The sequence below is a fragment of the Streptococcus oriscaviae genome (assembly GCF_018137985.1).
Classification (GTDB): Bacteria; Bacillota; Bacilli; order Lactobacillales; family Streptococcaceae; genus Streptococcus; species Streptococcus oriscaviae.
This window is the reverse complement of sequence record NZ_CP073084.1, coordinates 2,099,127-2,125,207: the sequence shown is the minus strand read 5'-3', so window position 1 is coordinate 2,125,207 and position 26,081 is coordinate 2,099,127. Positions and strand designations below refer to the sequence as shown.

Annotated in this window: 27 protein-coding genes; 4 read left to right on the top strand and 23 right to left on the bottom strand. The window is 44.5% G+C overall.

Translation table 11 applies throughout. The annotated features are described in order from the left end of the window. Nucleotides 1–79 precede the first annotated feature (79 nt). The 23 genes from INT76_RS10665 to yycF form a co-directional block, all read right to left on the bottom strand. Nucleotides 80–388, bottom strand: coding sequence for a preprotein translocase subunit YajC (locus INT76_RS10665; protein WP_212570681.1), 309 nt, complete (start codon nucleotides 386–388; stop codon nucleotides 80–82). 6 nt (nucleotides 389–394) lie between these two features. Beyond that, a complete protein-coding gene (locus INT76_RS10660; protein WP_029188559.1) occupies nucleotides 395–1,210 on the bottom strand; it encodes a PTS system mannose/fructose/sorbose family transporter subunit IID in 816 nt (271 codons plus the stop codon). Continuing rightward, a complete protein-coding gene (locus INT76_RS10655; protein WP_212570679.1) occupies nucleotides 1,197–1,973 on the bottom strand; it encodes a PTS mannose/fructose/sorbose/N-acetylgalactosamine transporter subunit IIC in 777 nt (258 codons plus the stop codon). The genes INT76_RS10660 and INT76_RS10655 overlap by 14 nt, the downstream gene beginning before the upstream one ends. Nucleotides 1,974–1,997: 24 nt before the next feature. Then, a complete protein-coding gene (locus INT76_RS10650; RefSeq protein ID WP_212570677.1) occupies nucleotides 1,998–2,489 on the bottom strand; it encodes a PTS sugar transporter subunit IIB in 492 nt (163 codons plus the stop codon). 10 nt (nucleotides 2,490–2,499) lie between these two features. Then, complete coding sequence (locus INT76_RS10645; RefSeq protein WP_212570675.1) at nucleotides 2,500–3,690, bottom strand: glycoside hydrolase family 88 protein; 1,191 nt, start codon at nucleotides 3,688–3,690, stop codon at nucleotides 2,500–2,502. A 10-nt stretch (nucleotides 3,691–3,700) separates the two neighbouring features. After that, a complete protein-coding gene (locus tag INT76_RS10640; protein WP_212570673.1) occupies nucleotides 3,701–4,138 on the bottom strand; it encodes a PTS sugar transporter subunit IIA in 438 nt (145 codons plus the stop codon). Between the two features lie 120 nt (nucleotides 4,139–4,258). Further along, nucleotides 4,259–4,897, bottom strand: coding sequence for a bifunctional 4-hydroxy-2-oxoglutarate aldolase/2-dehydro-3-deoxy-phosphogluconate aldolase (locus INT76_RS10635; RefSeq protein ID WP_212570671.1), 639 nt, complete (start codon nucleotides 4,895–4,897; stop codon nucleotides 4,259–4,261). Nucleotides 4,898–4,907: 10 nt separating this feature from the next. Continuing rightward, complete coding sequence (locus tag INT76_RS10630; RefSeq protein WP_212570669.1) at nucleotides 4,908–5,909, bottom strand: sugar kinase; 1,002 nt, start codon at nucleotides 5,907–5,909, stop codon at nucleotides 4,908–4,910. A 16-nt stretch (nucleotides 5,910–5,925) separates the two neighbouring features. Next, complete coding sequence (locus tag INT76_RS10625; protein WP_212570667.1) at nucleotides 5,926–6,567, bottom strand: RpiB/LacA/LacB family sugar-phosphate isomerase; 642 nt, start codon at nucleotides 6,565–6,567, stop codon at nucleotides 5,926–5,928. Nucleotides 6,568–6,591: 24 nt separating this feature from the next. Further along, complete coding sequence (locus INT76_RS10620) at nucleotides 6,592–7,407, bottom strand: gluconate 5-dehydrogenase (protein ID WP_428843979.1); 816 nt, start codon at nucleotides 7,405–7,407, stop codon at nucleotides 6,592–6,594. A gap of 286 nt (nucleotides 7,408–7,693) precedes the next feature. Beyond that, nucleotides 7,694–10,237 carry a pneumococcal-type histidine triad protein gene (locus INT76_RS10615; RefSeq protein WP_212570665.1) on the bottom strand — a complete coding sequence of 848 codons (2,544 nt, stop codon included), beginning with the start codon at nucleotides 10,235–10,237 and terminating at the stop codon, nucleotides 7,694–7,696. A 142-nt stretch (nucleotides 10,238–10,379) separates the two neighbouring features. Continuing rightward, entirely contained in the window at nucleotides 10,380–10,763 is a 384-nt protein-coding gene (locus tag INT76_RS10610; protein WP_212570663.1) for a PH domain-containing protein, read from the bottom strand. 208 nt (nucleotides 10,764–10,971) lie between these two features. Then, complete coding sequence (locus INT76_RS10605; RefSeq protein WP_212570661.1) at nucleotides 10,972–12,516, bottom strand: peptide chain release factor 3; 1,545 nt, start codon at nucleotides 12,514–12,516, stop codon at nucleotides 10,972–10,974. 164 nt (nucleotides 12,517–12,680) lie between these two features. Next, nucleotides 12,681–13,373, bottom strand: a complete 693-nt coding sequence (locus tag INT76_RS10600) for a YwaF family protein (RefSeq protein ID WP_212570660.1) — start codon at nucleotides 13,371–13,373, stop codon at nucleotides 12,681–12,683. A gap of 17 nt (nucleotides 13,374–13,390) precedes the next feature. Further along, entirely contained in the window at nucleotides 13,391–14,755 is a 1,365-nt protein-coding gene (locus INT76_RS10595) for a UDP-N-acetylmuramoyl-tripeptide--D-alanyl-D-alanine ligase (protein WP_212570658.1), read from the bottom strand. Nucleotides 14,756–14,900: 145 nt separating this feature from the next. After that, complete coding sequence (locus tag INT76_RS10590) at nucleotides 14,901–15,629, bottom strand: TipC family immunity protein (protein ID WP_212570656.1); 729 nt, start codon at nucleotides 15,627–15,629, stop codon at nucleotides 14,901–14,903. A 43-nt stretch (nucleotides 15,630–15,672) separates the two neighbouring features. Next, a complete protein-coding gene (locus INT76_RS10585) occupies nucleotides 15,673–16,047 on the bottom strand; it encodes an OsmC family protein (protein WP_212570654.1) in 375 nt (124 codons plus the stop codon). Nucleotides 16,048–16,081: 34 nt separating this feature from the next. Next, entirely contained in the window at nucleotides 16,082–17,128 is a 1,047-nt protein-coding gene (locus INT76_RS10580) for a D-alanine--D-alanine ligase (protein WP_212570652.1), read from the bottom strand. Between the two features lie 89 nt (nucleotides 17,129–17,217). Continuing rightward, the gene (gene recR, locus INT76_RS10575; protein ID WP_212570650.1) at nucleotides 17,218–17,814 is read right to left on the bottom strand and encodes a recombination mediator RecR; all 597 of its coding nucleotides are present in this window, start codon (nucleotides 17,812–17,814) and stop codon (nucleotides 17,218–17,220) included. A gap of 8 nt (nucleotides 17,815–17,822) precedes the next feature. Next, nucleotides 17,823–19,913 (bottom strand): penicillin-binding protein PBP2B, encoded by a 2,091-nt coding sequence (pbp2b, locus tag INT76_RS10570; RefSeq protein WP_428843978.1) that lies wholly within the window; start codon nucleotides 19,911–19,913, stop codon nucleotides 17,823–17,825. Nucleotides 19,914–20,030: 117 nt separating this feature from the next. After that, on the bottom strand, nucleotides 20,031–20,834 hold the full coding sequence (locus tag INT76_RS10565) for an MBL fold metallo-hydrolase (RefSeq protein WP_212570637.1): 804 nt from the start codon (nucleotides 20,832–20,834) through the stop codon (nucleotides 20,031–20,033). Between the two features lie 6 nt (nucleotides 20,835–20,840). Further along, on the bottom strand, nucleotides 20,841–22,190 hold the full coding sequence (gene vicK / locus INT76_RS10560) for a cell wall metabolism sensor histidine kinase VicK (RefSeq protein WP_212570635.1): 1,350 nt from the start codon (nucleotides 22,188–22,190) through the stop codon (nucleotides 20,841–20,843). Beyond that, a complete protein-coding gene (yycF, locus tag INT76_RS10555; RefSeq protein ID WP_212570633.1) occupies nucleotides 22,183–22,893 on the bottom strand; it encodes a response regulator YycF in 711 nt (236 codons plus the stop codon). Before yycF ends, vicK begins: the two co-directional genes overlap by 8 nt. Nucleotides 22,894–23,074: 181 nt before the next feature. Here yycF and INT76_RS10550 point away from each other — a divergent pair, with 181 nt between their 5' ends. The 4 genes from INT76_RS10550 to INT76_RS10535 are packed head-to-tail and all read left to right on the top strand — an operon-like array spanning nucleotide 23,075 to nucleotide 26,068. After that, complete coding sequence (locus INT76_RS10550; protein WP_212570631.1) at nucleotides 23,075–23,836, top strand: amino acid ABC transporter ATP-binding protein; 762 nt, start codon at nucleotides 23,075–23,077, stop codon at nucleotides 23,834–23,836. Nucleotides 23,837–23,845: 9 nt separating this feature from the next. Next, nucleotides 23,846–24,685, top strand: a complete 840-nt coding sequence (locus INT76_RS10545) for a transporter substrate-binding domain-containing protein (protein WP_212570629.1) — start codon at nucleotides 23,846–23,848, stop codon at nucleotides 24,683–24,685. 12 nt (nucleotides 24,686–24,697) lie between these two features. Next, nucleotides 24,698–25,396, top strand: coding sequence for an amino acid ABC transporter permease (locus INT76_RS10540; RefSeq protein WP_212570627.1), 699 nt, complete (start codon nucleotides 24,698–24,700; stop codon nucleotides 25,394–25,396). 12 nt (nucleotides 25,397–25,408) lie between these two features. Next, on the top strand, nucleotides 25,409–26,068 hold the full coding sequence (locus tag INT76_RS10535) for an amino acid ABC transporter permease (RefSeq protein ID WP_212570625.1): 660 nt from the start codon (nucleotides 25,409–25,411) through the stop codon (nucleotides 26,066–26,068). Nucleotides 26,069–26,081: the final 13 nt, after the last annotated feature.

Below are 26,081 nucleotides of genomic sequence, written 5' to 3'. Positions count from 1 at the left end.
TTTATGCGGGGCAAAACAATGTCCCAGGGGTATAATTTTAATCCTGCAACCGCTTCCTTGCGGAGGCAAGAAAGAAGAACTACTTCGTAAAAAGTAGTTCTTTGGCTTTTCCCATAATCGACTCTTTTTCAACGTAAACAAGAACACCTTCTGCAATCTGCAATTCTACCAAGCTGTCTGTTAGTTTGATGATTTTCCCATGCAGCCCAGAGAAGAGGATAACCTCATCTCCAGCCTGTAAGGTTGATAAGTAGCGTTGGCGTTTTTCCAGTTGCTCCTCAAGTGCTTTTTGTTGTCGCTTACGATTGACATAAGAAGTGAGTACAGGAAGTATGGTCAATAGAGCTACTAAAATAATTAGTACATAGTAGAGAGTTTGTTGTTCCATAGGCGCTTATGCAAGGATGCCCAGCCAGCTACCCAAAATACCGATGATAACTGTCAGGATAACTAGTTTGTAGGTTGTCCATTTCTTGTTCTTGATGAGATAGTAAACCAAAATCGTAAACAAGGCTGGAAGCAATGCAGGAGCAATCTTATCGAGCATTCCCTGGATGGTCACAATTTTCTGATCTGCTCCTTCTGTCAATTCACCTGCTGCAAAGGTAATTGGCACTGAAATTTTTACAAAGGTTACCGCTAAACCAGAGATGACTGTTACTCCGATGATATTGGCTACCTTGGAAATTGTTGCCATTTGGTCACTCAACTTATCAATCACGCTGGTGCCAAATTTATAGCCATACAAACCAGTCAACAACTTGATAGAGGTCAAGATGATGTTCATTCCAAGGAAGAAAAGAATCGGCCCCATAACCAGTCCTTGGCCTGCTAGAGAGGCAGCAATCGTAGACAAAAGCGGTGCTAATACAAATTGTGAAAGCGAGTCACCAATTCCTGCCAAGGGCCCCATCAGTGCCATCTTAATCCCACGAGTTTCTTCTTCAGGAAGATTGTTTTCTAGCATAACCAAGTGAAGGCTGGTGATAAACGGCAGAAAGTGCGGGTTTGTATTATAAAATTCACAGTTGTCTTCCAAAGCCTTAGTCAAGCCTTCTTTGTCATCTCCAAAGTGCTTTTTAAAAGCTGGATACATGACATTTGCATAGCCAATTCCTTGATAATTACTGTAGTTGAAGCCATTCTGTAGGAAGAAGGCCCGTAAAGAAGTATTGATATAATCTTTTTTAGTTAGTTTAGATCCAGTCATCGTGTGCTTCCTCCTGTTTTACTGCCACTTGTTCTGGCTTATTAAAGAATTCCTTGAGTGCAAAGATACTACCAACAATCGCAATACCAATAACAGGTAGTTGCAGATAGGCTGCACAAACATATCCCAGTAGTACAAACGGAATCAATTCTTTCTTAGCCATTACAGACAAGATCATCGCAAAACCGATAGCTGGGAGCATCTTACCTGCAACGCTCAAACCGGTCAACAATACTGGTGGAATCATTTCAACCAGTTTCAGCAGGGTGTCCATAGAGTAAGCACCGAGGAAACCAAGTCCAAAGCCGATAAGGGCAAAGGTAATGATGGTGCCATTTGCAGCGCGTTTAAACTTGGAAAGGTTGCCTGCTCGAAGATGTTTCACTGCAGACTCAGGAGCACCTGCATGCAAGGTATAGGCAGAAGTTTGTAAGAACTGAATCCCTACGGCAATAGGAGTTGACAAGGCAAGGGCAGCTTCTGGTGTAACCTTACCAGCACTTGTAATAGCCATTAAGGTTCCAAAAATCCCTGGCCCAATTGGATTTGGCGGTACTGTTCCACCAGCACCAACACCAAAGCCCATATAGGCCAATTCGCTGATGGCTCCCATCGCCAAAGCAGTCGGAAGGTCTCCTAAGATAATTCCCACACCAAACGAAAGAACAATGCATCGGTTGGTATAGAGCCCCAATAAGAGCCCGCTGAAACAGAAAGCTGTCCACAGACCGATGAGAACGGCTTGAAATAGACTGATCGTCATGATAATTCTCCTTGTTTTATTATTTTAAAGATAATCCAATACATTAACCTCGGCCGCACCGTCATTACCTGATGGTGTCGTCTTGGTATTAAAGCGAACCTTGTAAACATCGCTCAACTCTTTCACCACAGCTTTATCTTCTGAACCGAAGAAAATAGAGCGAGTAACCTGCGTTTTACCAGGCGCATTGTGAATATTGCCAATATTTAATTCTGTAATTGGCACCCCGCCCTTGACAAGGGTCAAAGCATCAGGCAAATCCTTGATAACCAAGAAAATCGTCTGGGCCGGATTAGCCTTGTGAATCACATCAATGACCTTTTGCAAGGAAAAGAATCGCATTGCAACAGAGTCTGGAATCACTGTTTTCATCAAGGTTTGCTGGATTTTGTCCTCACTAACCTTGTCATTTGCAACAATAACTGTGTTGCACCCTAACGATTTCACCCACAGCTGACCTTGCCCATGAATCAACCGTTCATCCACACGGGCCATAATAATATTTGGTGTAGCCATTCGTATCCTCCTACCAATATAATTCCCAATCTTTATAAAAACGAAGCAGAGCTTCTAAATAGTAATAATCGCCCCAGACATTTCCTTCGTCCACACCTTTTCCTGAATGCCAAGAATAGACACCGTGTAAGAGCAGAGGACGACCCGGCTGCACATCCCGGTTAGCATAATTATCTATCAAGGAGCGCAACATGGTGTGCATAGCATGCTTGTAGGTATCCTTGTCTGGATCCACCTCTGGCAAGTATTTCAGCATTTCGTGAATACCGCAGACCGCCACTGCTGTCGCAGAAGAATCACGCGCCTGACCGCTACCATCATTAAAAATCAAATCCCAATAGGAAACCTTATCTTCCGGCAACCGATTGAGGAAGTGGTTGGTCACTCCTTTAAACAAATCGAAGCAAGCTAAATCTCTTACCATACGGTAGGTCAAAGGAATACCGTAAACTCCCCAGGCTTGACCACGCGCCCACGAAGAGGCATCGTTGTAGCCCTGCCGTGTCACCCCCTTGAGCGGTTGACCTGTTGCAGGATCAAAATAGAAGGTATGGAAGGTGGAGGCATCGTCACGAATAACCGTGTTGACTGATGCATAGAAATGATTGACAGCTATATCATAGTACTCTTGCTTGCCCGTCTGTTCATAGGCAAAAAAGAGCAACTGCAGGTTGAGCAAGCAATCAATAATCAGACGATAATCCTCAGCTTTGCCCAGCTGACCCCAGGCTTGAATAAATCCTCCCTTCTCTTGATAACGTTCAATCAATTTATCCGCAGCCTTTAAGGAAGCTTCGAGTGCAGCAAGACTGCCTGTCAACTTGTAATCTGCTACGCACGAAGGTGAATAAAGAAAGCCCAAATCATGGTGGTCCAACTCAACCCGGTCGATAACTCGTTTCAAGAAGGAAGCTGTATTGGCTTGTGCCAGAGCTTTCATTTTTTCACTTGCAGAATACTCATGCCCCAACCAAAGGACTCCTGTCCAAAAACCGTTTGTCCATTCGGTATTGTCCATCTTTGGATAGATGTTGTTGAACGTTGCCGGAGTTGGGAAGTCTTCTCCAAAATAATCCAAGTTCAACTCCAACTGCTGAAGAGCCAACTCAATCGCAGCCTTTACTTCTTCTTTGGTCAAAAGCGGAGTAGATTTGAACTCTTCTTTTAGCCGAATCGGCTCGATTACTACTTTTTTTATCATCTTGTCTCCTTCAAATGCCATCCGTGAAGCATTCCTCTCCGGATGTGCTACCTTGCTCCAGAAGGCTGATAGAGTCTACCACTCCTTCTTTAGCTACATTAACTAGTTTACTTACCAAGGGCTCAAATTCGTCTGTCAAGCGGGAAAAACTAGCATCCAGCAACATAGCTAAGTTGAGTCCAGATATGACTGCAATAGTTTGATCTGGATTTTCGGCAGCCAACTCTACACTGACTTTAAATGGGGTCCCACCCAGCAAATCTGTTAGAACCAACACCTCTTCTTCACTTGATATTACTGACTTTATCCGCTCTTTTACCTCTTGAGCTGACATCCCTTCAATAAAGTCAATGGCCTCAATTTTTTCGACTTGACCAGCTATTAACTCAAGAGAAGTGAGAATGCCACTAGCAAATTTCCCATGTGCAACAACTACTAATTGAATCACAGGTGTCTCCTTTTTCTAACTTTACCGGTTTACTTACAATTTGTATTTTAGACTATTGATTTGAACTTGTCAATAGGTTTTCGAAAAAAATGTAAGCGTTTTTTGTATTCCTTTTCATTTTTATGACGAAACGACCATACCTGCATAAGCAGCAGCCATCTCTTGGATACGATCAAATTGCCCCTGGGCTGCAAGCTGGTTGAACTCACCTCCAACACCAATTGCATCTACACCTGCTGCAAACCAGGTCGAAGCATTGCCTAGATTGACTCCGCCAGTCACCATGATAGATACTTGAGGCAGAGGAGCCTTAATCGCTGAAACATAGCTTGGCCCAAATACACTAGCAGGAAAGAGCTTAACCATCTCACAACCTGCTTCCAAGGCCCGAGTAATTTCTGTCAAGGTCATACAGCCCGGAATGTAGGGCACTGCATAGAGATGACAAAGCCTTGCTACTTCTTCGTTAAAGGAAGGAGCCACAATAAATGATGCACCTGCCATAATGGCCTGACGAGCAGTGACCGGATCCAGTACCGTTCCAGCTCCGATCAGCACATCAGGATTTTCCTGATAGGTCTGACGTAAATCAGCAATAATCAGATTCGCATCTGGGTTGGTGTAGGCCACTTCGATTGCTGATATTCCACCTGAAATACAGGCTTGCGATGCTTTTACACCATCTTCTTTCCTATCACCTCGAACCACGACAACTAAACCTTGTTTTCTCAACTGAGAAAGGATTTGTGATTGACTCATTTCTACTCCTTTACCGTAGCAATTCATTCTTTCCGTCTAAGAGGGTCCTGACCTTAGCGGCAGGCTGCATCATCTGATCCCCTTCTAAACTGCATTTATAAACTCCACTAGCGACAGCAAAGTCCAGCATTTCTTCAAGAGAAGCCTCTTCCAGCAACTGATACAGCGCTCCTGCTACAAATGCATCGCCACTACCAATCCGTTGCAAGACCTGAGTCGTTAGCTCAACTGAGCAGGAAAATTTTTCCGCCAAACCATAGGCACGATAATGATTTATTCCTTGATTATCCAGTTGACGGACTGTATGGAAAACAGCTTGGAAACCATAAACTTTCTTTAGTGCTGACATCCGCTTCTCAATATCGCAGCGTTCGGCCCCATCCTTCTTAAACATCTTCCAATCTGACTCGTCCACCATAATCGGCTCTATCCCGAAGCAATAGTCCGCATAGGCAGCAAACTCTGAAAAGAGTTTCTTTGCTTCCTTCTGTCCAATCATTTTGGAGCGCCAGTTGAGATCAATGGAAATCGGAAGCTGCCGTTTTTTGGCTTCTTCTAACACTGGTTTTAGCCAAAGGGTGACAGCCGGGTCAACAGCCAAGGTGATGCCGCTAAAGTGAACCATGGCCACATCTGAAAATAAGTCATCCATATCCAGTTGACTGATCTGGATGGCTGCTAGACTGGACTGGCTTCGATCATAATACACCTGACTAGGCCGGCAGCCAAAACCAGTTTCCATATAGTAGAGCCCAATTCGTTCACCAACCCGCTGAATCGTACTAGTATCAATTCCACGACCTGTCAAAAAGGCCAAAAACCGCTCACCCAGTTGTCCTTGTGGCAAGGCTGTCAAGAGCTTGGTTTGGCAACCGAATCCTTGGAGGCCACAAGCAATATTGATTTCTGAACCACCGAAAAACAACCGGCTTTCCACACCATCTGCAATTTCCTGATAATTTGTCGGCGTTATGCGAATCAAGGGTTCACCAATCAGCAATACCTTCTTCATAACCGCCCCTCTCTCTTTAACTTTCTAATACTGTTCTCAAATAGGCTGCAATCGCCTCGTCCTGACAGTTAGCAAAGAAATATTCTTGGAACTGTTCTCCAGAAATAGTTTCCTTGAGAAAATCTTGGTCTATTTCCTTAAGAACGGTCAATAAATCCTTGTAGGTGATAGCTTTCATTTCATTTAGAATGCGTGCATTGCGCTGTTCCGGAATAACCCGATCACGTGGATAGCCACCTCCCATTTCCTCAGCAAAAAGCCGTTCAAAGAGGAGTTTGAGGTTCAACTCCGCTCCCCAACCAAATCCCTTCGCAAAAGGCAAGGATAGGGCATTTCCCCCATTGATTTGTGAGAATAAGTAGGCATCTGTCGGGTCTGCCGCAAAGCCACAAGTTACACCCGGGAAACTATTGGCCGCAAGCATGGCACCAACTCCCGTACCACATCCTGTGATAACAAAGTCGGCTGCTTTGCTGACTAGAAGAATGGACGCCAATAAACCATTTTGAACGTAGGTCAATTGGCTTTCCCCTTCCTTGCCATACATACCATAGTTAAAAGCTTGATAGCCTTTGGTATCTGTTACTTCTTTCAAGGTTTCAAAAATAAGACTGTTTTTAGCCGCCTGGCTATTTTCGTTGATGAGTGCTATTTTCATAGATAATCCCTTCTTTGTTTATTTTTATTCTCCTGGTTGTTTCCCGATGTAGGCCAAGATCCCTCCATCTACATAGAGAATATGTCCATTAACAAAATTGCTGGCTTCGCTCGCTAAAAAGACCGCCGGCCCCATCAGATCTTCTGCCTCACCCCAACGAGCTGCCGGCGTTTTGGCAATGATAAATTGGTCAAATGGATGACGCGAACCGTCAGCTTGCCGCTCCCGCAAAGGTGCTGTCTGGGGTGTAGCAATATAGCCCGGCCCAATGCCGTTGCACTGAATGTTGGCTTCTCCGTACTCTGACGCAATATTTTTTGTCAGCATTTTTAACCCACCCTTGGCTGCTGCGTAGGCGGAAACCGTTTCGCGCCCCAACTCGCTCATCATCGAACAAATATTGATGATTTTTCCGTGGCCTTTTTTAATCATGGACGGAATAACAGCTTTGGATACGATGAAGGGAGCATTTAAATCAATATCAATGACCTGACGAAACTGAGCCGCTGTCATTTCAACCATAGGAACACGCCGAATAATACCTGCATTGTTAACTAAAATATCAATGATTCCTACTTCTTCTTCGATTTGAGCAACCATAGCCTGAATGCCTTCTTCATCTGTTACATCACAGACATAGCCATGCGCTTCAACCCCTTCAGCCTGATAGGCCGCCAGCCCCTTGTTGACCAATTCCTGACTGATGTCATTAAAAACAATAGTCGCTCCTGCCTTAGCATAAGCTAAAGCAATCGCAAAACCAATTCCGTAAGAAGCTCCTGTTATGAGGGCGATTTTCCCTTCGAGGGAGAACTGTTCCATTGAGAATGTTTGACCCATATCCTTTACTCCTTTGTCCTTAAACTTGTAAAACGTTTACAAAATCATTGTAATATAGTAAACCGGTTTTGTCAATGTTTTTTCTGATTTTCTTAAAAAATAGTTTGAACAAAAATCAACAAACCCCTTTGAAATCAACTTTTGTAGAGGAGAACTCTATTCTATCTTATTTTTCAAACACTCTTTTCTTCTTCCGTTTTAACCTTTTAGCTACTTCTTTACTGAACGGTTTACCTATTTTGGTAAATAAAAAAGACTTGGACTAAAATCCAAGCCTTCTTCTTCCTTACTCTGAAGCTGTTTCAACCGTCTTAGGCTGATTGTTTTCGATACTTCCTCCCTCAACAGATGGGAAATGCTCTGCGATGGCAGACGGAATTTTATTCTCGTTCAGAGTCAGCTCCTCTTTTGGAATATGGTTTTCGCTGACATCAATGGTTTTCAAGCTAGTATTTGGCTCTTCGATAGCAAGGGTTTCAATATCATTCTTGGCTGCGTTTAAGTTTTCCAACGCCTTATAATCGTTGATACCTTCCAGATTTTCCAGTTGATTGCCAGCAACGTTTAGTTGTGTTAGAGATTTCTGTTCTCCTTCTATCTCTAAACTCTTGACCTGATTGTTTTCCAAGTCCAGACTAACTAGTTTTTTAGCCTCTTCAACCCCTTGTAAACTAGAAACCTGATTATTTTTCATAGTTAGGCTCGTCAGATTTGGATTATCTTTTACAAACTGGAGATCCTTCACATTGCTTTCGTTCACCGTTAACTCTTCCAGACTCTCTGTCTTCAAGGTTGAAAGATCCAAATCCGGATTCTGAGAAAGATAAAGTCGCGTCAGTTTAGTCTTGTTCTGAAGGGCAGACAGGTTTGAAAGATGGTTGTTGTCTAAACTGATGGCAGTCAGGTGAGTCAAATCCGTCAGAGCAGATAAGTCTGATACCTCATTATGGTCAAGGTTCAAGGATTCAAGAGCCTTCAATTTAGCCAAGACACTAATATCCTTAATCCCATTTCCTGCCGCAGATACAACTTTCAAGTGAGGATAATCCTGTAAGAAACTTAAATCCGATACCCCATTTTGTGAAAGGTCAATCCCCTCCAAGCTCGGAATTTGCTTCAAGAAACTATAATCCGTCACACCTGTTTTAGTCATCCACAGCTGTTTTAGTTTCTTAAATTGAAGAACCGGACTGACATCATCAATCGGGGTAAACCCAATTCCCAGAACTTCTATATTTGGCATCAAGTCCAGACCAGCTCGTTTGAGCGGATCCTTACGCTGACCGATATTCAGGTATTTCACCGTCTTGAGCCATTCCTTCATCTTTTCAGGATCTTTTTCATTAGATGGGAACGGACTGTCGGCTGTCGCATGCAAAATATCTTCAATAATTTCGTCGTCAAAGCCCAGCTCTTTCAAAGTGGCCATACCAACCTTGTCATGTGCATGAGGATCGCCGTGAGGATCTTCTATTGGCTTACCGATTTCCACCTTGTCAACCAAAATCGTATGAGAGTGATCCCCATGCGGATACACAAAGGCTGGTCCCTCATCTGTTTCGATGAGCTGAATAGCCTCCTCTGATACTTGTAAAAGCTGAGCTAGATAGGCTTTTTTAGCGGCTAGTGCCAATACTTCAGGCTTTTCTTGCTCTGTTTGAGGAGGTTGAGGCTGAGTCTGTCCGGAAGAATGGGCGAGATATTCTGCCTTGGCTGCTTCCAAATACTGAGCTGGAATATAGGATTCCCAAGGACTGGCGATTAGGTGGCTATAAGGAATCAGATGGGTATGAGTATCGTGTCCAACCAAGAGTCCTAAACTGGTTTGACCACGAACCCCGCTTCCATCAAAGAGAAAACCATCACTGGTCGGATAATCAACACCCGGAAAACGCTTCTTCTCAGAAGGAGTCACCGTTCCTGAACCTTGACCTACGCTTGAATCCGGTAAAATCGGGTTCGGATTCGGTAAGGGATTAGGATGAGGGTGGTTGACCAAAGGAAGAGTTCCCTCAACACTCCCCCCCTGGTTAGGCTTGCTGCCTGACTGGATACTTGACTTCCAAATATAATGGTAATGATCACCGTGTCGCACTGTATAGCCATTGGCGTCTTCTGCCACAATGTCTTTTGGATCAAACACATAACCATCATCTAGGGGTTGGGTGCTTAGTAACTTCTCACCACCATGTGCATTTGTCTGGCTATTTTCTTTATAGTCCGTAGGGATCAGATAAGACCACTTGCTATTTTTCAAATCCTTGTAGAAGATAAAATGTGAGTGACCGTTATGTTCCAAAACGAGACCGTCACCTGTTTTAGACAGAATTTGTCCTTCATTTTCAAACAAAAAACCATCATCTGTTGGAAAATCAATACCAGCAACACCTGATTCAGCTTGAGTGAGAACTTTCTTCTGATTCTTGGTGATTTTCTTGGCCTCAGCAAGTGAGACAACATGGGCATCCTTGGTAGTTGGATAATAAAAATAATTATTTTTAACCTTCACAATGTACCCTTTTTCCAATTGGTATTGAATGTCTTCTTTTTTGAACTGATAGTCTGAACCAACCAAAGTATCTTTTAGAAAACGAGCCGCATAGGGAACCGGACCCTCAACATAGTAGGATTCATCCCCATGTAAGCGCATATAGCCCTTTGGACCAATCTCAGAAACCACTACCAGTTCCTCATCAGGTATCGCTAAGCTACTGTCTTGCATCTCCTGCTGCGGAGCTGTTTCTTGCCCTTCCTTTTGACAGGCAGCCAAGCATAGATGACAGGATAAAACAACCCCTGCCAATGCCAACATCGTTATTTTCTTCTTCATCAGTTTCTCCTTTTTGTTATTTACTTAATTAGTTAATAATTAACTAGTATACTTTTTAATTGCACTTTTGGCAAGCAAAAAATTAAAAAAACAGATGAAAAACAGACGCGCATAAAAAATAGAAAGCCGAAGCTCTCTATTCCTACTTAATCAATACAGCAGCCGCCAAGGCTTTCTGGATGTCAATCACATTGCGATCACTCTTAAATTGCAACACTTCTGCTGGTTCAAGAGCCGAAGAAATCCAAATCTTCAACTCCGCATCCATATCAAAGTGACCAGATGTTTCGACCGTAAAACGAGAAATAGAACCGTAAGGTAAGGACTTGTAGGAAGCCTTCTTGCCGGTCATCCCTTGCTTATCAACCAAAATCAAGCGATAATCTGTAAAGACAATCAAATCCCTAACCAGACTGTAAGCTAGCTGCACCTGCTCGCCCTCAATCAAAATTGCCTCCAATTCCTGCTCAACTGCTTCATTGGATTTCTGTGAAGCATTGCCCATCAAACCTGAAAATAAACCCATGATATGACTCCTTTATTTTTTTATCAGTATATCAAATTTTCCTAACCTTTGCATAAAAAAACCTTGCTTTCACAAGGCTCATTCTAAAACCAAAGAACTGCTGTCAATGCCTGTTTCCAACTAGAAAAGGTTCACTGAACCTTAGCCATTGGTAAGCCGACTCTCGTCGGCTCTCATCTCCAACTAACAACAGTCCCCCGGACTGTTGTTACATCTTCTCTTCCAACTCTACATCTGGATACTTATCCGCGAACCAGCGCAGAGCAAAGTCGTTTTCAAAGAGGAAGACGGGTTGGTCAAAGCGGTCTTTGGCTAGGATGTTGCGGCTTGATGACATACGCTCATCCAGGTCTTCTGGCTTAATCCAACGGACAGTCTTTTTGCCCATAGGGGTCATGACCACCTCGGCGTTGTACTCGCCCTCCATGCGGTGTTTAAAAACTTCAAACTGGAGCTGGCCGACAGCACCTAGCATATACTCGCCTGTTTGGTAATTCTTGTAGAGCTGAATGGCTCCCTCCTGCACCAGCTGCTCAATCCCCTTATGGAAGGATTTTTGTTTCATCACATTTTTCGCAGAAACCTTCATAAAGATTTCTGGGGTGAAGGTTGGCAGAGGCTCAAACTCGAACTTGTTTTTTCCAACGGTCAGGGTATCACCTACCTGATAGGTTCCTGTATCGTAAACCCCGATAATATCACCCGCTACTGCATTTTCCACATTTTCGCGGAATTCTGCCATAAACTGGGTCACGTTGGAGAGCTTGGCTCCCTTACCTGTACGAGGTAAGTTGACTGCCATTCCGCGCTCAAATTCACCCGAAACCACGCGCACAAAGGCGATCCGGTCGCGGTGGCGAGGGTCCATATTGGCTTGAATTTTAAAGACAAAGCCTGAGAAGTCTTTATTGAGCGGGTCAATCACCTCTCCCTCAGTCGTCTTATGGCCGTGAGGTTCTGGAGCAAATTCCAAGAAAGTATCCAAGAAGGTCTGCACACCGAAGTTGGTCAGGGCCGAGCCAAAGAAGACTGGCGTCAGGTTCCCTTCCAAAATAGCTTCCCTAGAAAATTCATTTCCAGCCTCTTGAAGAAGTTCAATATCCTCCAGAACTTGGGCGTAGAAAGGATTGTTGCCAAAGAGCTGTTCACCATCCTCCAAGTTTGCAAAGCGCTCCTCCTTGCGGTAGAGTTCTAAGCGTTGATTGTGGAGATCATAAAGGCCTTCAAAGGATTTCCCCATCCCGATAGGCCAGTTCATAGGGTAACTTGCGATACCCAGCACTTCTTCCAGTTCCTGCAATAGATCCAGCGGCTCCCGTCCATCACGGTCTAGCTTGTTGATAAAGGTAAAGACAGGGATATTGCGGTGTTTGACAACTTCAAAGAGTTTTTTGGTCTGGGCCTCGATACCCTTAGCAGAGTCCACGACCATAACTGCCGCATCCACCGCCATCAGAGTCCGATAGGTATCCTCAGAGAAATCCTCGTGTCCAGGCGTATCCAGGATATTGACCCGCTTGCCCGCGTAATCAAACTGCATGACAGATGAGGTCACCGAGATTCCTCGCTGCTTCTCAATATCCATCCAGTCAGACTTGGCAAAGGTTCCCGTCTTCTTGCCCTTAACTGTTCCCGCTTCACGAATTTCTCCCCCAAAATAGAGCAGCTGCTCAGTAATGGTGGTCTTCCCCGCGTCCGGGTGGGAGATAATCGCGAAGGTTCGGCGTTTCTTAATTTCTTCTTGTACTGACATAATTGTTTCCTTTTTCTTTTTGGAGAAAAGCAGAGCTAAACAGCTTGAACATCCACCATGCCTGCCTCCTCAATCTTATCTAGTATACTCAATTTCAATGATTTTTTCAATATTTTCGGCAGCAGATTAGCTGTTTTAAGAGCCTAACTCTTACAAGGAAAAGTCTAGTTTTTTACTTGCTTTTTTAATCTCTCTAGCAGGTGCTGATGATTGAAAATCCAATCAAAGAGCAGCAGAGTACCAATCAAAACTGCAGAAATCAGAACATAATTCAAGACCAAATCCTGACTTTGGATAATTGGCGAGCGGCTGAGTAGGCCGTAATTTCCTCCAGTTAGGAGGTTGACAGCAACCAGACAGGCATTCATCAGCAAGGTGTAGCCAACGATTTCCTTTATCGACAAGATTTTTCCCTTAGCCGGCTGCAACAAATCGTTTAGACTGTTGACGTAGAGAGCATAGTGCCCCAGTAAGAATGAAAAACTGGTGATATGCGGAAAATCATAGGGGTCAAATACTGGATACCCCAAGGCAAAAATCGCACCACTAAGCCCGAGCAGAGAAAAATAATACCTTACCTTGGACCCTTTCGGACATAAGAGCAAGGCAAACATAGCCATGCGGCAATGATAGAAAGGCAGGCTGTTTGCCAATGGAATCTGATAAGAAATGTACCATAAATAAAGACAGGCTAGCTGAAGTAGCTGTAAGCAACGAAACAGCTTGACAAATCGCGGATTGTCGTGGTATTTCCAGCTGGCATAGCCCAAAATTACCAGCAAGAGCATCATGATTGTAAACCAAAACAAGGAAATAGGCGGTGGTACAGTTTGCTGCCTCGTTAAAAAATCACTCATCTTCCTTCCTCCCCTGTTTAGCCTTTTTCAAGTTCCTCTACTAGCTTGGCCAAGTTCATCGAGTTTGAACCTTTAAGCAGGATTTGATCCTTGTCACCAAGGACATTCTTGACTTCTTGGAGCAAGTCGTCAAACTGATCTATCTGTCCGTCCTTTTTGAAAAAGTGGACCTTGTCTGTTGGAAAGATCTGGCTAGCCAACTGAGCCAAGCCTTCAATAGCTTCCCCATAGAAGATAAGGGTATCTAAAACAGTTGGTGACAGACTGCTGATAATCCCTTCATGTAGAGCAACCGACTCTTGACCCAACTCCTTCATATCTGCCAAAACAACGATTTTCTTTCCACCTTCATTGGCAGGAATGCTGGAAAAGGTTTCTAAAATCAAACGCATTGCTGTTGGGTTGGCATTGTAAACATCGCTGAGAATATCCGCGCCAGTTGCTGCCTTCTTCCATTCTGTCCGATTACGGGTCAGCTGCAGATTGGCTAGGGCAGACCGAATGGCCTCATCTGGCACTCCCAGCCACTTGCCGACATAGCTAGCCAACATGGCGTTGGTCGCATTGTATTTGCCTGTTACGGGTAGGTAAATCTCCCCATCCATAAAATTAACCGTAAAGGTCAGGCTATCTTTTGACTCGACTAGGCTTGTCACCTGCAAGTCTGAATGGTCTCCAAAGCGAATCAGCTCTTGTTTTTCAGGGAGAAAGGCATCTGCTATTGGATCAGCCGGAAGCAGGAGCTTGCCTCTCGGAGCCATCCCGTCGGCAATCTGAAGTTTGCCTTTGGCGATTTCTTCTCTGGAACCAAAAAATTCCAGATGGGCCTCACCAAATAGGGTAATAACGGATAGACTTGGTTTGGCAATTTCAGATAACAAATGAATATCCCCCAAGTGATCCTGTCCCATTTCCAAAACCAGCTTTTCTGTGTCCTCAGGTGCGTGAAGAATGGTGTAGGGCAAACCGATTTCATTATTGTAGTTGCCTTGGGTCTTGTAGGTCTTATAGGTTGTAGCTAGGACATCATGAATCATGTCCTTGGTTGTGGTTTTACCATTTGAACCTGTGACTGCAATGACTTCCATACCTGTTTTTGCTAAGTAGTAGGCCGCTAATTCTTGCAGCGCAGCCAGACAGTCATCAACTAAGATATGGGGAACATCCAGATTTTTCTCAGATACGGTCACTGCGCAGCCTTTTTCAAACGCAATAGGGATAAAGTCATGGCCATCACGCGCTCCCTTAAGCGGAACAAAGAGATCGCCCTGTTCAATCAGACGACTGTCAAATTCAACCTTGTTCAGGGTGCAGTCTGGATAACGGGTGACATCATTTTTGGCCTTCAAAACGGAGGCAATTTCATGTAGATGTAAGTTCATAATCTCTCCAATCTTTCGCACTCAAAAAAGAGTGCCAGTAAGCACTCCCTATTATACCATCTTTTTACTGAGTTTGCAGGGGGAACCCACCTTAGACTTCCTTGTAAAACAGGACTCCTATTTCCAAATACGTCATTTCTTAGTATTACTGAGACATTATCGATGACCGAACAATTTTAACATTTCCAAGATTGTCAAACGAATAGCGTTGACTCCCCTTTTCAAACCAAGTCTTGAGAACGACATCATTCAAAATATAGGATGATTTTTCCCTTAACCAAGTAGCATCTATACCATATGGTTTTAAATAATTTAATAGTTCTTCTTTTTCAGTTAGTTGCAAAGTAGGGAGGCCTTTGGAGGAAGAAAACCAATAGGCACTCTCTAAGTATTCTTGCAGATTGACCGCTTCACCCCTTTTTTTATCTATCCAATAGTCAGACTTAGCCCATACTAAAGAACTATTTGAATTAGAAATTTCAATGCTTCCTAGCAATTTCTTATCCCTATACTCATAGTCTATATATAAATAAGTATCATTCCCTAATTTTTTTGAATACTCAATACTGAACGCTTGTTCCAGACCAACAAATATAGATACCTCTCCTCCATCAGGGTCATTAACAAGGACGGGCAACTCTGTTATTCTATCCGGTTCTCTAAATGATTGCGAACTTTCTAAAACAGTACTCAAATCTGGTAAACCTTCCAAGGACCCACTATCTACCTCTGCATAGTTCATTTCTAAGAATACATTGTCTAGTGAATGATATATACTCTTTTGATTGTAATAATTTAAAACTTTAGAAAGCAGAAACAGGGTCGTGACGATGATGACTATGACAAAAACATTTTTTAACCGTTGGTTTTTCAAACTACCCTCCGCATCGTGGCTTTTACTGAGTTTACAGGGGAGCTTAATCATCCAACACCGCAAATTCAATTGTATATTGGAGGTCTTCTCGCAGTAGGGCCTTTACCTTACACTTGGTATCTATGTAGGCTAGAATTTTCTCTTGCTGAGCGGCTCCAATTTCTTGTTCCAAAAAAATACGCAGATGAAACCCATCTTCAAAATGGTGGCATCCAACTTCCACTGGCACCTGTTTCTTTTGTTCCTGACTGGCATAGTAGCCTTGAACACACATCGTAACACAGGCTGCAAGAGCAATGTTAACGAGGCTGACTGGGGTTTCGCCCTCTTGAGTTCGACCAAAGGTGGTAATGGGATTACCATAACCTTCTGCTTGGGCTTTAAACAGTTCCAAACCCTTGACATGTGACTGGTACATGAGTTCTCCTTTGCGATAGATTAGGAAAGCCCCCTTAGATAAGGTGGCTTTCTCGTTTTTCAAACATTTCCTTGGCCAAACGAACCAACTCTTCGATTAAATCAGGGTACGCAAGCCCCATATTTGCCCAAAGCAGAGGGTACATAGACCACTGGGTGAAACCTGGCATGGTATTGAGCTCATTGAGGAAAACCTCTCCTTCTTCTGTTAGGAAGAAATCGCAGCGGGATAGGCCACAACCACCGATTGCACGAAAGGCTCTGGCTGCATTGTCACGCATGATATCCATAACCTTCTGATCAATCTTAGCAGGAATTTCCATAGTAATCTTGTTATCAATGTATTTGGCATCGTAATCATAAAAGGCAACGTCTTTCACTACCTCACCCGGAAGTGTGGTTTTCACGTCAGCATTTCCCAAAAGCCCCACTTCAATCTCACGCGCAACAACTCCTTGCTCCACCAAGACACGGCTGTCGTATTTGAAGGCCAAATCAAGGGCTACTTGCAGTTGCTCTGCATTATCAGCTTTTGAGATGCCGACACTTGAACCCATGTTGGCAGGCTTGACAAAAACGGGATAGGTCAGGGTCGCTTCAATAGCAGCAAGACGCTCTTCCAAATCTTCCCCTTCAATCACAGCAAGGTAGGGAACTTGTGCAATTCCTGCTGATTCCAGGACGCGTTTGGTCGTGATTTTATCCATGGCTACCGCAGAAGCCAAAATATTGGTGCCCACATAAGGCATCCGCAATACTTCTAAGAAGCCTTGAATGGAGCCATCCTCCCCCATAGGACCATGAAGGACTGGAAAGACCACCGCATTTTCTTCGTAAATATCGCTAGGTTTGACAACCTGACGTTCATCGAAAGTTTGATTGGTCATGAGCTTCACATCAGTTGACGGAGTTGTGGCAAACTCCTGCGTCTTTACAAACTCACCGCTTTGACTGATAAAGTAGGTCTTCACAAAAAATGTATCGTAATTGACCGCTCGCATGACACTTTCAGCTGACAAGACGGATACTTCCCGCTCGGCTGAACGACCACCATATAATAAAATCAAGGTTTGTTTTGACATATTGTTTCCTTTTCTATCGTTTGGTTTCAGTTAGAATGTTATACACAAGTATTCAGTAAGATGAACTGTCTTGAATTAGGCCTTAGCCATCACAGCTCCGTCCTATTTTCAATGGCTCTCAGCAAGGTTACCTCATCAGCATACTCAATATCGCTGCCGACCGCTAGACCTCGAGCCAGACGAGTGACCTTAATTCCGGCAGGCTTTAGTACCCGCGAGATATACATGGCTGTTGCTTCGCCATCAGCGGTAGCATTGGTTGCAACAATCACCTCAGTCACTTGATTGTCCATCAGACGGGTCAGCAGACTTTTTAGGTTAATGTCGTCTGGGCCGATACCGTTCATTGGAGAAATCAAACCGTGGAGAACATGATAGAGGCCATGGTATTCTTGGATGTTTTCCATGGCAGATACATCCCGGCTGTCTTCAACCAAGAGAATAGTTGTTTGATCCCGTGTTTGATCTTGACAGATGGCACAGGGATCCTGATCAGTCAGATTGCCACAGATACTGCAATAAGACAAATCTCGCTTGGCTGCAAGCAGGTTTTTCGCAAATTCGTTAACCACATCGTCTTCCATACCAATGGTATAAAAAGCCAGACGGGTTGCTGTTTTTATGCCGATTCCTGGGAGTTTTGCATAACTCTCAATCAGCTTGGCAATAGGGGTTGGATATAACATAATCGTCCTTAATTCATAGGATAAAGAGAGTGATAGAGATTGATAATCTCCGTCACAATGGTTTTGCTGGTAGAGGAGTTCAGGTTGGTTAGGGTTGGCAAGACTACCGCTACTGCAATTTTAGGATTGGTACTTGGAGCGTAGGCAACGATGTTCGTATTGACAGCCTCTACCACTGAACCAGAAGAAGTCGTTACAAAGGTTTCAGCCGTACCTGTCTTTGCACTGATTGGTACAGCCGCGCCAATTCCAATGCTACGTCCAGTAATTAAACTGCCGCTGCCATTGACCACTTGATAGAAACCTTGCTGAACCAAAGCCATCTCCTCAGCAGAGATGTTCACTTTGTTCATTTCTTTCCCGGTAACGGTTTCTATCAGTTCACCTAGACCGCCTTGGTCATTATTGCCATAAATCCCTTCCACCAAGTGCGGAGAGATTCTGGTCCCGCCATTTGCAACTGTCGCCGCGTACTGAGCCATCTGCATTGGAGTATAGTTGTCAAACTGTCCGAAAGCATTGGTAATGAAATTGGCTGCGCTATAATCTTCTGGGAGAAAACCCGTAGATTCTAGCGGCAAATCAATACCCGTAGCAGAACCCAAACCGTATTCCCCAAAAGTTGTTCTCAGTTTAGACATAGCCTGCTCAAGAACCTCACCATCGTTGAGGTACATTCCTGGCGTATAAGACTGACCCAGCAGTCCCAAGGCAATTTTTACCATGTAAACATTGGAAGAAAATTCCAAGGCATCTGTCGCACTGATGCTGTAATTTCCGTAGGCCGCATACCACGACTTGATGGGAGCTGAGCCGGCAAACTGAATCGGTTCATCCAAAACAACCTGATTGCCTTGAATAACCCCATTTTCCCAGCCTGCACTGATGGTTGCTCCTTTGACGATGGAACCTGGAACAAAAACACTGGTGATGGTTCCAAGAGCATCTTCCTTGACTTCGCCGGTTCCCTTAGCATGGCTGTACCCAGACATAGCTAGTACCGCACCAGTGCTGGGCTCCAGAGCTACTGCATAAATTCCGTCAGAATACAGGGCACTACCGGTTGCTAGTTCACTGTCAAAATGCCGCTTCAAAATAGCATTGACACCATCTTGAAAGGCTAGGTCAATGGTCAACTTGATATTGTTCCCCTTGCTGCCTTCTTGGATAGTGGTGATGCTTTCGACATTTCCATTACGATCCAGATTGATTTCTTTCTTCTCCCGCTGACCCTGTAAGACTTCTTCGTACTGCTTTTCCAGATAGGCTGTACCTACACGGTCATTGGGTAAATAGCCCTTGGCCAAATATTCTTCCGCATCTTCTTCTGGAAGCCCCGCCTTCTGACTGGTCACCGTACCAATAATCGAGCCAAGCGAGGTGCTGAGTACTTCCCGATTCCAGCTATTGGTGGTCGAAATCCCTGGCAACTCTTCCTCGTGGGCCGCAATCTGAGCCACCTGCTCAGCAGTCAGGGCATTGGTTACAAGATTGACGGTTTCAAAATAAGCCGCCGCATTCATCTGAGTAAACAGTTCGATAGCCTTGCTTTCTTCTTCCGAGTAGACCAACTGCTCATCTGTCAGACTGTCTACTGCGTTGGAATAAACAATGGACTCGCTGAGGTTATTGCCATCGGCATCGTAACGCTTATCATCGGGCAATCCTTCAACAACAGAGCGGTAAACTTCTTGATCCGCCAAATAGTAGTCTGCCTTATCGCGTTTGGATAAGTCCACCTCAGATACACCAACCCACTGCAAGAGTTTGTTGGCAATTTCCTTCATCTCCTGAGCGCTGATTTTGTTAGAGCGAGTAAAAGCTACAACTTGCTCTACCCGATTTTCCACCAAAGGCGTTCCCTTAGCATCATAAATCTGCCCTCGAACCGAACTGGTTGAGATAATTTTCTTACTGACCGTTGCCAGTTTATTCGTATAAAAATCACTATTGACAATTTGCATGTCCGCCAGCCGCGCTATCAAAATAGTAAAAAGCAAGATAACCAGACCAAACAGGATATTCAAGCGACGGGGGATGAATCTATCATCACGCCCAGTTCGCGAAGATCTTTTCTTATTCACTGCCATAAACCTCATTCTAGAAATGTTACTTTTTATTATACCACAATCCTCTCTTTTTTCTCATCATATCTGCCATTCAAGGTGAGTTTTTTGCAACAGAAAAAGCCATGTTCCCCATGACTTTTCTTCCTGCTAAATTCTGGTCAATTTGGTTGCTGTGTCTGGCGATGTGTCATAGACTTGAAAGTCACTGCCGACAGCCAAATCTGCTTGGGCCAATTGATTGACCATGGTTAGGTGAGCCAGTTCCTTGATATTGTTTTCTTTGGACAAATGCCCTAGATAGATTTTCTTGGTGCGATTGCCCAAAGCTCGAATCATGGCATCTGCCCCGTCTTCATTACAAAGGTGTCCCTTATCGGACAGTATCCGCTGTTTGAGACTCCATGAGTAGGAGCCTGCCCGTAAAATATTGATGTCGTGATTTGACTCGATTAGATAGGCGTCCGCATTTTCAACAATCCCCACCATGCGATCACTGACATAGCCAGTATCCGTCAGCATGACAAAACTCTTGTCATCTTTCATAAAGCGGTAAAATTGAGGACAGGCTGCATCATGGCTGACCCCAAAGGATTCAATATCCAAATCCCCAAGGGTCTTTGTCACTCCTAGTTCAAAAATATGCTTCTGTGCTATATCGATCTTTCCTAACTTCCCTTCCATAGCTCTCCAGGTAGGCTCGTTAGCATAGATGTCCATCCCGTATTTACGAGCCAGCACTCCTATACCATGAATATGGTCGCTATGTTCATGGGTTACCAAGATAGCATCAATATCCTCTGGCTTGCGGTCAATTTCTGCCAGCAGGCTGGTAATTTTTTTCCCAGACAGACCTGCGTCCACCAAAATTTTTTTCTGGTCGGTTTCCAGATAGAAGGAATTTCCACTGGAGCCCGAAGCTAAAATGCTATAATAAAATCCCTTCTCTGCCATTTTCTCCTATTCTTCCTCTGTTGCATCATCCCATTCATCCATTGTCATATCCTTAGAATATGGCAGGACGATTGTAAAGGTAGAGCCATGACCGTATTCACTTTTAGCCCAGATAAAGCCCTTGTGCTGTTTGATGATTTCCTTAGCAATGGCCAAGCCTAGACCTGAACCACCCTGTGCCCGTGAACGTGCCTTGTCCACACGGTAAAAACGGTCAAAAATCTTAGGCAAATCGGCCTTTGGAATACCCAGACCCTGATCGGAAATGGACACGATTAACTGGGTTTCGGTCGTCTTCATACTGAAGGTAATCTGACCACCATCTGGTGAATACTTGATAGCGTTGTTTAAAATATTGTCCAAGACCTGCGTCATCTTGTCTGTATCAATCTCAACCCAAATCGGTGTAATCTGGTAATCTCGAATGATGGTATAGCCCTTATCATCGTCCTTGTTTTTCATCTGGTCAAACCGGTTGAGGATGAAGGTCACAAACGCGGTGAAGTTGATTAGCTCGACATCAACTGAGCCAACTTGGTTATCGATGCGCGAAAGACTCAACAGATCTGAAATCATCCGCATCATGCGGTTTGTTTCATCCAAGGAAACCTTGACAAAACTAGGAGCGACAGCTTCCTGCAAGGCACCTTCGTCTAAAGCCTCCAGATAGGATTTGACCGAGGTCAGAGGGGTTCGCAACTCATGGCTGACATTGGATACGAAAAGTCGGCGTTCGCGCTCTTCTTTGGCCTGTTCGGTCATGTCATGAAGCACCACTACAAGCCCCGAAATCAGACCGCTCTCACTTCGGATCGTGGCGAAATTGGCGCGCAGAGTCAAAAATTCCTCGTTTTCATTCACATGGTCTAAGACAACCTCTGGTGTTTGGGCCAGCAAATCCCGAAAACTATAGCGATCACCAATATCCAAGATGGACAAAAGGTCTGCTTGCTCAGTGTCTTTGGGAGATATCCCCAACTGCTTTTGTGCCATATCGTTAATCATAATGATACGGCCCATCCGATCCGTGGCAACCACTCCATCGCTCATATAAGACAAGATGGAGCTCAAGCGGGTCTTCTCCTGCTCCAAACTGTCATGGGTCAGGCGAATCACTTCTGACAAATCATTGAGCGAGTTGGTCATATCGGTAATCTCAGGACTCCCCCGCATGTCTAGGACATCCGAATAATTTCCTTCAATCAGTCCCTTTACCTTTTGATTAAGAATCTTGATTTGCTTATTATCCCGATAGTTTTCAATCAGCAAAATTGCCAATGCAATCACAAAGCCGATCAGGATAACAACAAACCAAAATTCCGTTGTAGTTACTAAATAACGTAGTTGATTAATCATTTCCTTTTACATAATATCCGACACCCCGACGGGTCAGAATGTATTCTGGACGACTCGGTGTATCTTCGATTTTTTCGCGGAGGCGACGAACCGTTACATCAACCGTACGGACATCACCAAAGTAGTCATAGCCCCAAACTGTTTCCAAGAGGTGTTCCCGGGTCATGACCTGGCCCAAGTGCTTGGCTAGGTGATGAAGCAACTCAAATTCACGATGGGTCAACTCCAACTCCTTGCCATGCTTTTTAGCCACAAAAGCGTCCGGCACAATCACCAGGTCGCCAATAACCAATTCAGGAGTTCCCTTGGAGAGCGATTCGACCTCCATCTGGGTTTCGGTCAACTCACTCCGGCGTAGAAGCGCCTTGACACGCGCCTGCAATTCACGGTTGGAAAACGGCTTGGTCACATAGTCATCCGCTCCGATTTCAAGTCCGATAACCTTGTCGAACTCGCTGTCTTTAGCCGACAGCATCAAAATAGGCACATTGCTGGTCTTACGGATAGTCCGAGCCACCTCTAGGCCGTCTATCTCCGGCAGCATCAGATCCAAAATGACAATATCAGGGAATTCGGCCTCAAATACTTCCAAGGCTTCCCGTCCGTCAAAGGCAGTGACAACCTCATAGCCTTCCCGAGTCATATTGAACTTGATAATATCTGAAATTGGTTTTTCGTCGTCTACAATTAAAATTTTCTTCATATTACTTATTCACCTTTGCATTTCCTGCCCATATTATACCAAAACTGTTAAAATTTTTCACTTCACAAACTTGTGTCAGATTTTATAACATCGCTTGTATTAAATTGTCAGAATTTACTTGACTTTTAATTTTAGCAATGCTATCATAATTCTACCTTAAATTGAACAGAAGGAGAATCCCATGGCTTTAGTAGAATTTCAAGAGGTAAATAAGTATTACGGCGACTATCATGCCCTCCGCAACATCAATCTGACTTTTGAACCCGGACAGGTGGTGGTTCTCTTAGGCCCATCTGGTTCCGGCAAATCCACCCTCATCCGAACCATCAATGGACTAGAATCCATTGACCAAGGCAATTTGGTTGTTAATGGCCATACGGTTTCTCAGGCCTCCAACAAGGATTTGGTGGCTCTTCGCAAGGAAGTAGGTATGGTCTTCCAGCATTTCAACCTCTACCCCCACAAGACAGTGTTAGAAAATGTCACTCTAGCACCCATCAAGGTTCTCGGCATCGACAAAGAAACCGCCACTGCAACAGCTAAAAAGTACCTGGAGTTTGTCAACCTCTGGGACCGCAAGGATTCTTATCCTGCCATGCTATCTGGCGGACAAAAACAACGGGTTGCCATCGCCCGCGGATTGGCGATGCAACCTGAACTCCTGCTCTTTGACGAACCAACTTCTGCCCTTGACCCTGAGACCATCGGTGATGTCTTAGCTGTTATGCAAAAGCTAGCTCGCGATGGTATGAATATGATTGTCGTCACCCATGAAATGGGCTTTGCCCGCGAGGTGGCTGACCGCATTATTTTCATGGCTGAAGGGGAAGTTTTGGTCGACACGACCGATGTCAACGGCTTCTTTGACAATCCGACAGAGCCTCGGGCCAAACAGTTCCTCAGCAAGATTATCAACCACGAATCCGACAAGGTTATACTTTAGGAGGTCACTATGAAAGATAAAAAAGTAGGACTTTTCCTAGCTATTCGACTGCTACTGTTTGCCTGCCTCATCCTCTTTTTTAGCCACCAGCCCGTTGCTAAAACAGAAACAGCAGCTGAACTTTCCACTAGCGATCAAATCCAGGCCATCATTGACCGAGGAGTTCTGCGAGTCGGGGTCAAACAGGATGTTCCAAACTTCGGCTACCTCAATCCCGACAGCAACCAGTTTGAAGGCATGGAAGTAGACATCGCCAGAAAAATTGCCAAAGAGCTAGGGGTCAAGATTGAATTTACACCGGTAACTGCCCAAACTCGCGGGCCTTTGCTGGACAATGGACAGGTCGATATGGTTATCGCTACCTTTACCATCACAGAAGAACGCAAGCTCCTCTACAACTTTACAACTCCTTACTACACTGATGCAGTTGGCTTTCTCGTCAATAAGGATAGTGGCATCAAGACTCTCGAAGATCTAGATGGTAAACATATCGGAGTCGCACAAGGTTCCAATACCCGTAAACTCATCACGGAGTTAGCTACCAAACATAAGCTTGATGTCACTTTTGCAGAATTGGGTTCGTATCCAGAATTATCTGTTTCCCTTCGTGCCCACCGAATCGATGCCTTCTCTGTGGACCAGTCCATCCTATCAGGGTATGTTAGCTCAAAATCCCAACTTATGGATTTCAGCTTCTCAGCCTCCCAATACGGAATCGTGACCAAATTGTCCAATACAGAGCTAAACGACTACCTGAGCAGTCTGATTGACCAATGGCTGACCGATGGCAGTCTACAAGTTATCTACGATAAAAACGGGCTTAAACCCGTTACCCAAACAGATGAATAGAAAGGAATGTCTATGCTCTTATTGACAACAAGTCCCTACGCATGGGAGAACTGGGTGAGTTATTTTAAAGACTTTCCGCTCTTCTTCCAAGGCCTGCTTTTTACCTTGGCCATCTCTCTGGGTGCCTTTATGCTAGCCATGTTCTTGGGCATACTCTTTGGAAGCCTGTCTTCTACTAAAAATCGCTTCCTGCGCCTGATTGCCCGTGTTTATGTGGAGTTCTATCAAAACACCCCCTTGCTGATGCAGTTTATGATGATTTATTATGGTCTGCCCTTGATTTCTAACTATGTCCTTATGCCATCTATTTACTGGACTGCGGTTATCTGTGTTGGCCTCTACCACGGGGCTTATATTTCCGAGGTGATTCGTTCAGGAATTGAGGCAGTACCGACTGGACAAACAGAAGCCGCCTTATCACAGGGCTTTACACCTGCTGAAACCATGCGCATCATCATCCTGCCACAGGCTATCCCCACGATTCTGCCACCACTGACCAACCAAATTGTCAATTTGATTAAAAATACAGCGACGGTTGCTATCATTTCTGGCGCCGACATCATGTTTTTAACCAAGTCTTGGTCAGCCATGAATGCCAATTATATTCCAGCCTTTGCTGGAGCTGCCTTCCTCTACTTCTGTATGTGTTTCCCTGTTGCAAGCTGGGGGCGTCGCATCGAAGAAAAGAACAAGGTTGCCTATTCTCATTAAGGAGGTTGATGAATGAATAGTATTTTTGAATTGTTCAAACCCTCAACCTTTCAACTTCTCTGGCAAGGGTTAGGGTTAACCTTGTATATTTCTAGTATTTCTGTTGTCCTTTCAATCTTGTTTGGTATGATTTTGGCGGTGATGCGAAACGGAAAAAATCCGATTTTTAAGTGGCTTGCAACGATTTACATCGAGTTTGTCCGCAACGTTCCCAACCTACTGTGGATTTTCACTGTTTTTCTTGTCTTCCAAATGAAGTCAACGCCTGCTGGTATTACAGCCTTTACCATTTTTACCACGTCAGCCATGGCCGAGATTATCCGTGGTGGTCTCAACGCTGTCGGACCGGGCCAGACCGAAGCTGGTTTGTCACAGGGTTTTACCTCGGTACAAATCATGATCTACATCATCATGCCACAGGCCATTCGCAAGATGTTGCCGGCCATCATCTCCCAGATTGTGACAGTTATCAAGGACACTAGCTTCCTCTACTCCGTCATTGCCCTGCAGGAGCTATTTGGCTCCAGCCAAATCCTGATGGGACGTTATTTTGAGGCCGAACAAGTCTTCGCCCTCTATCTCATGGTTTCCCTCATCTACTTCCTCATCAACTTCGCCATCTCCAGCTTTTCTCGCTACTTGGCCAAGTCATGGGCAAGCAGTATGGAATAATTTATATTGTAAA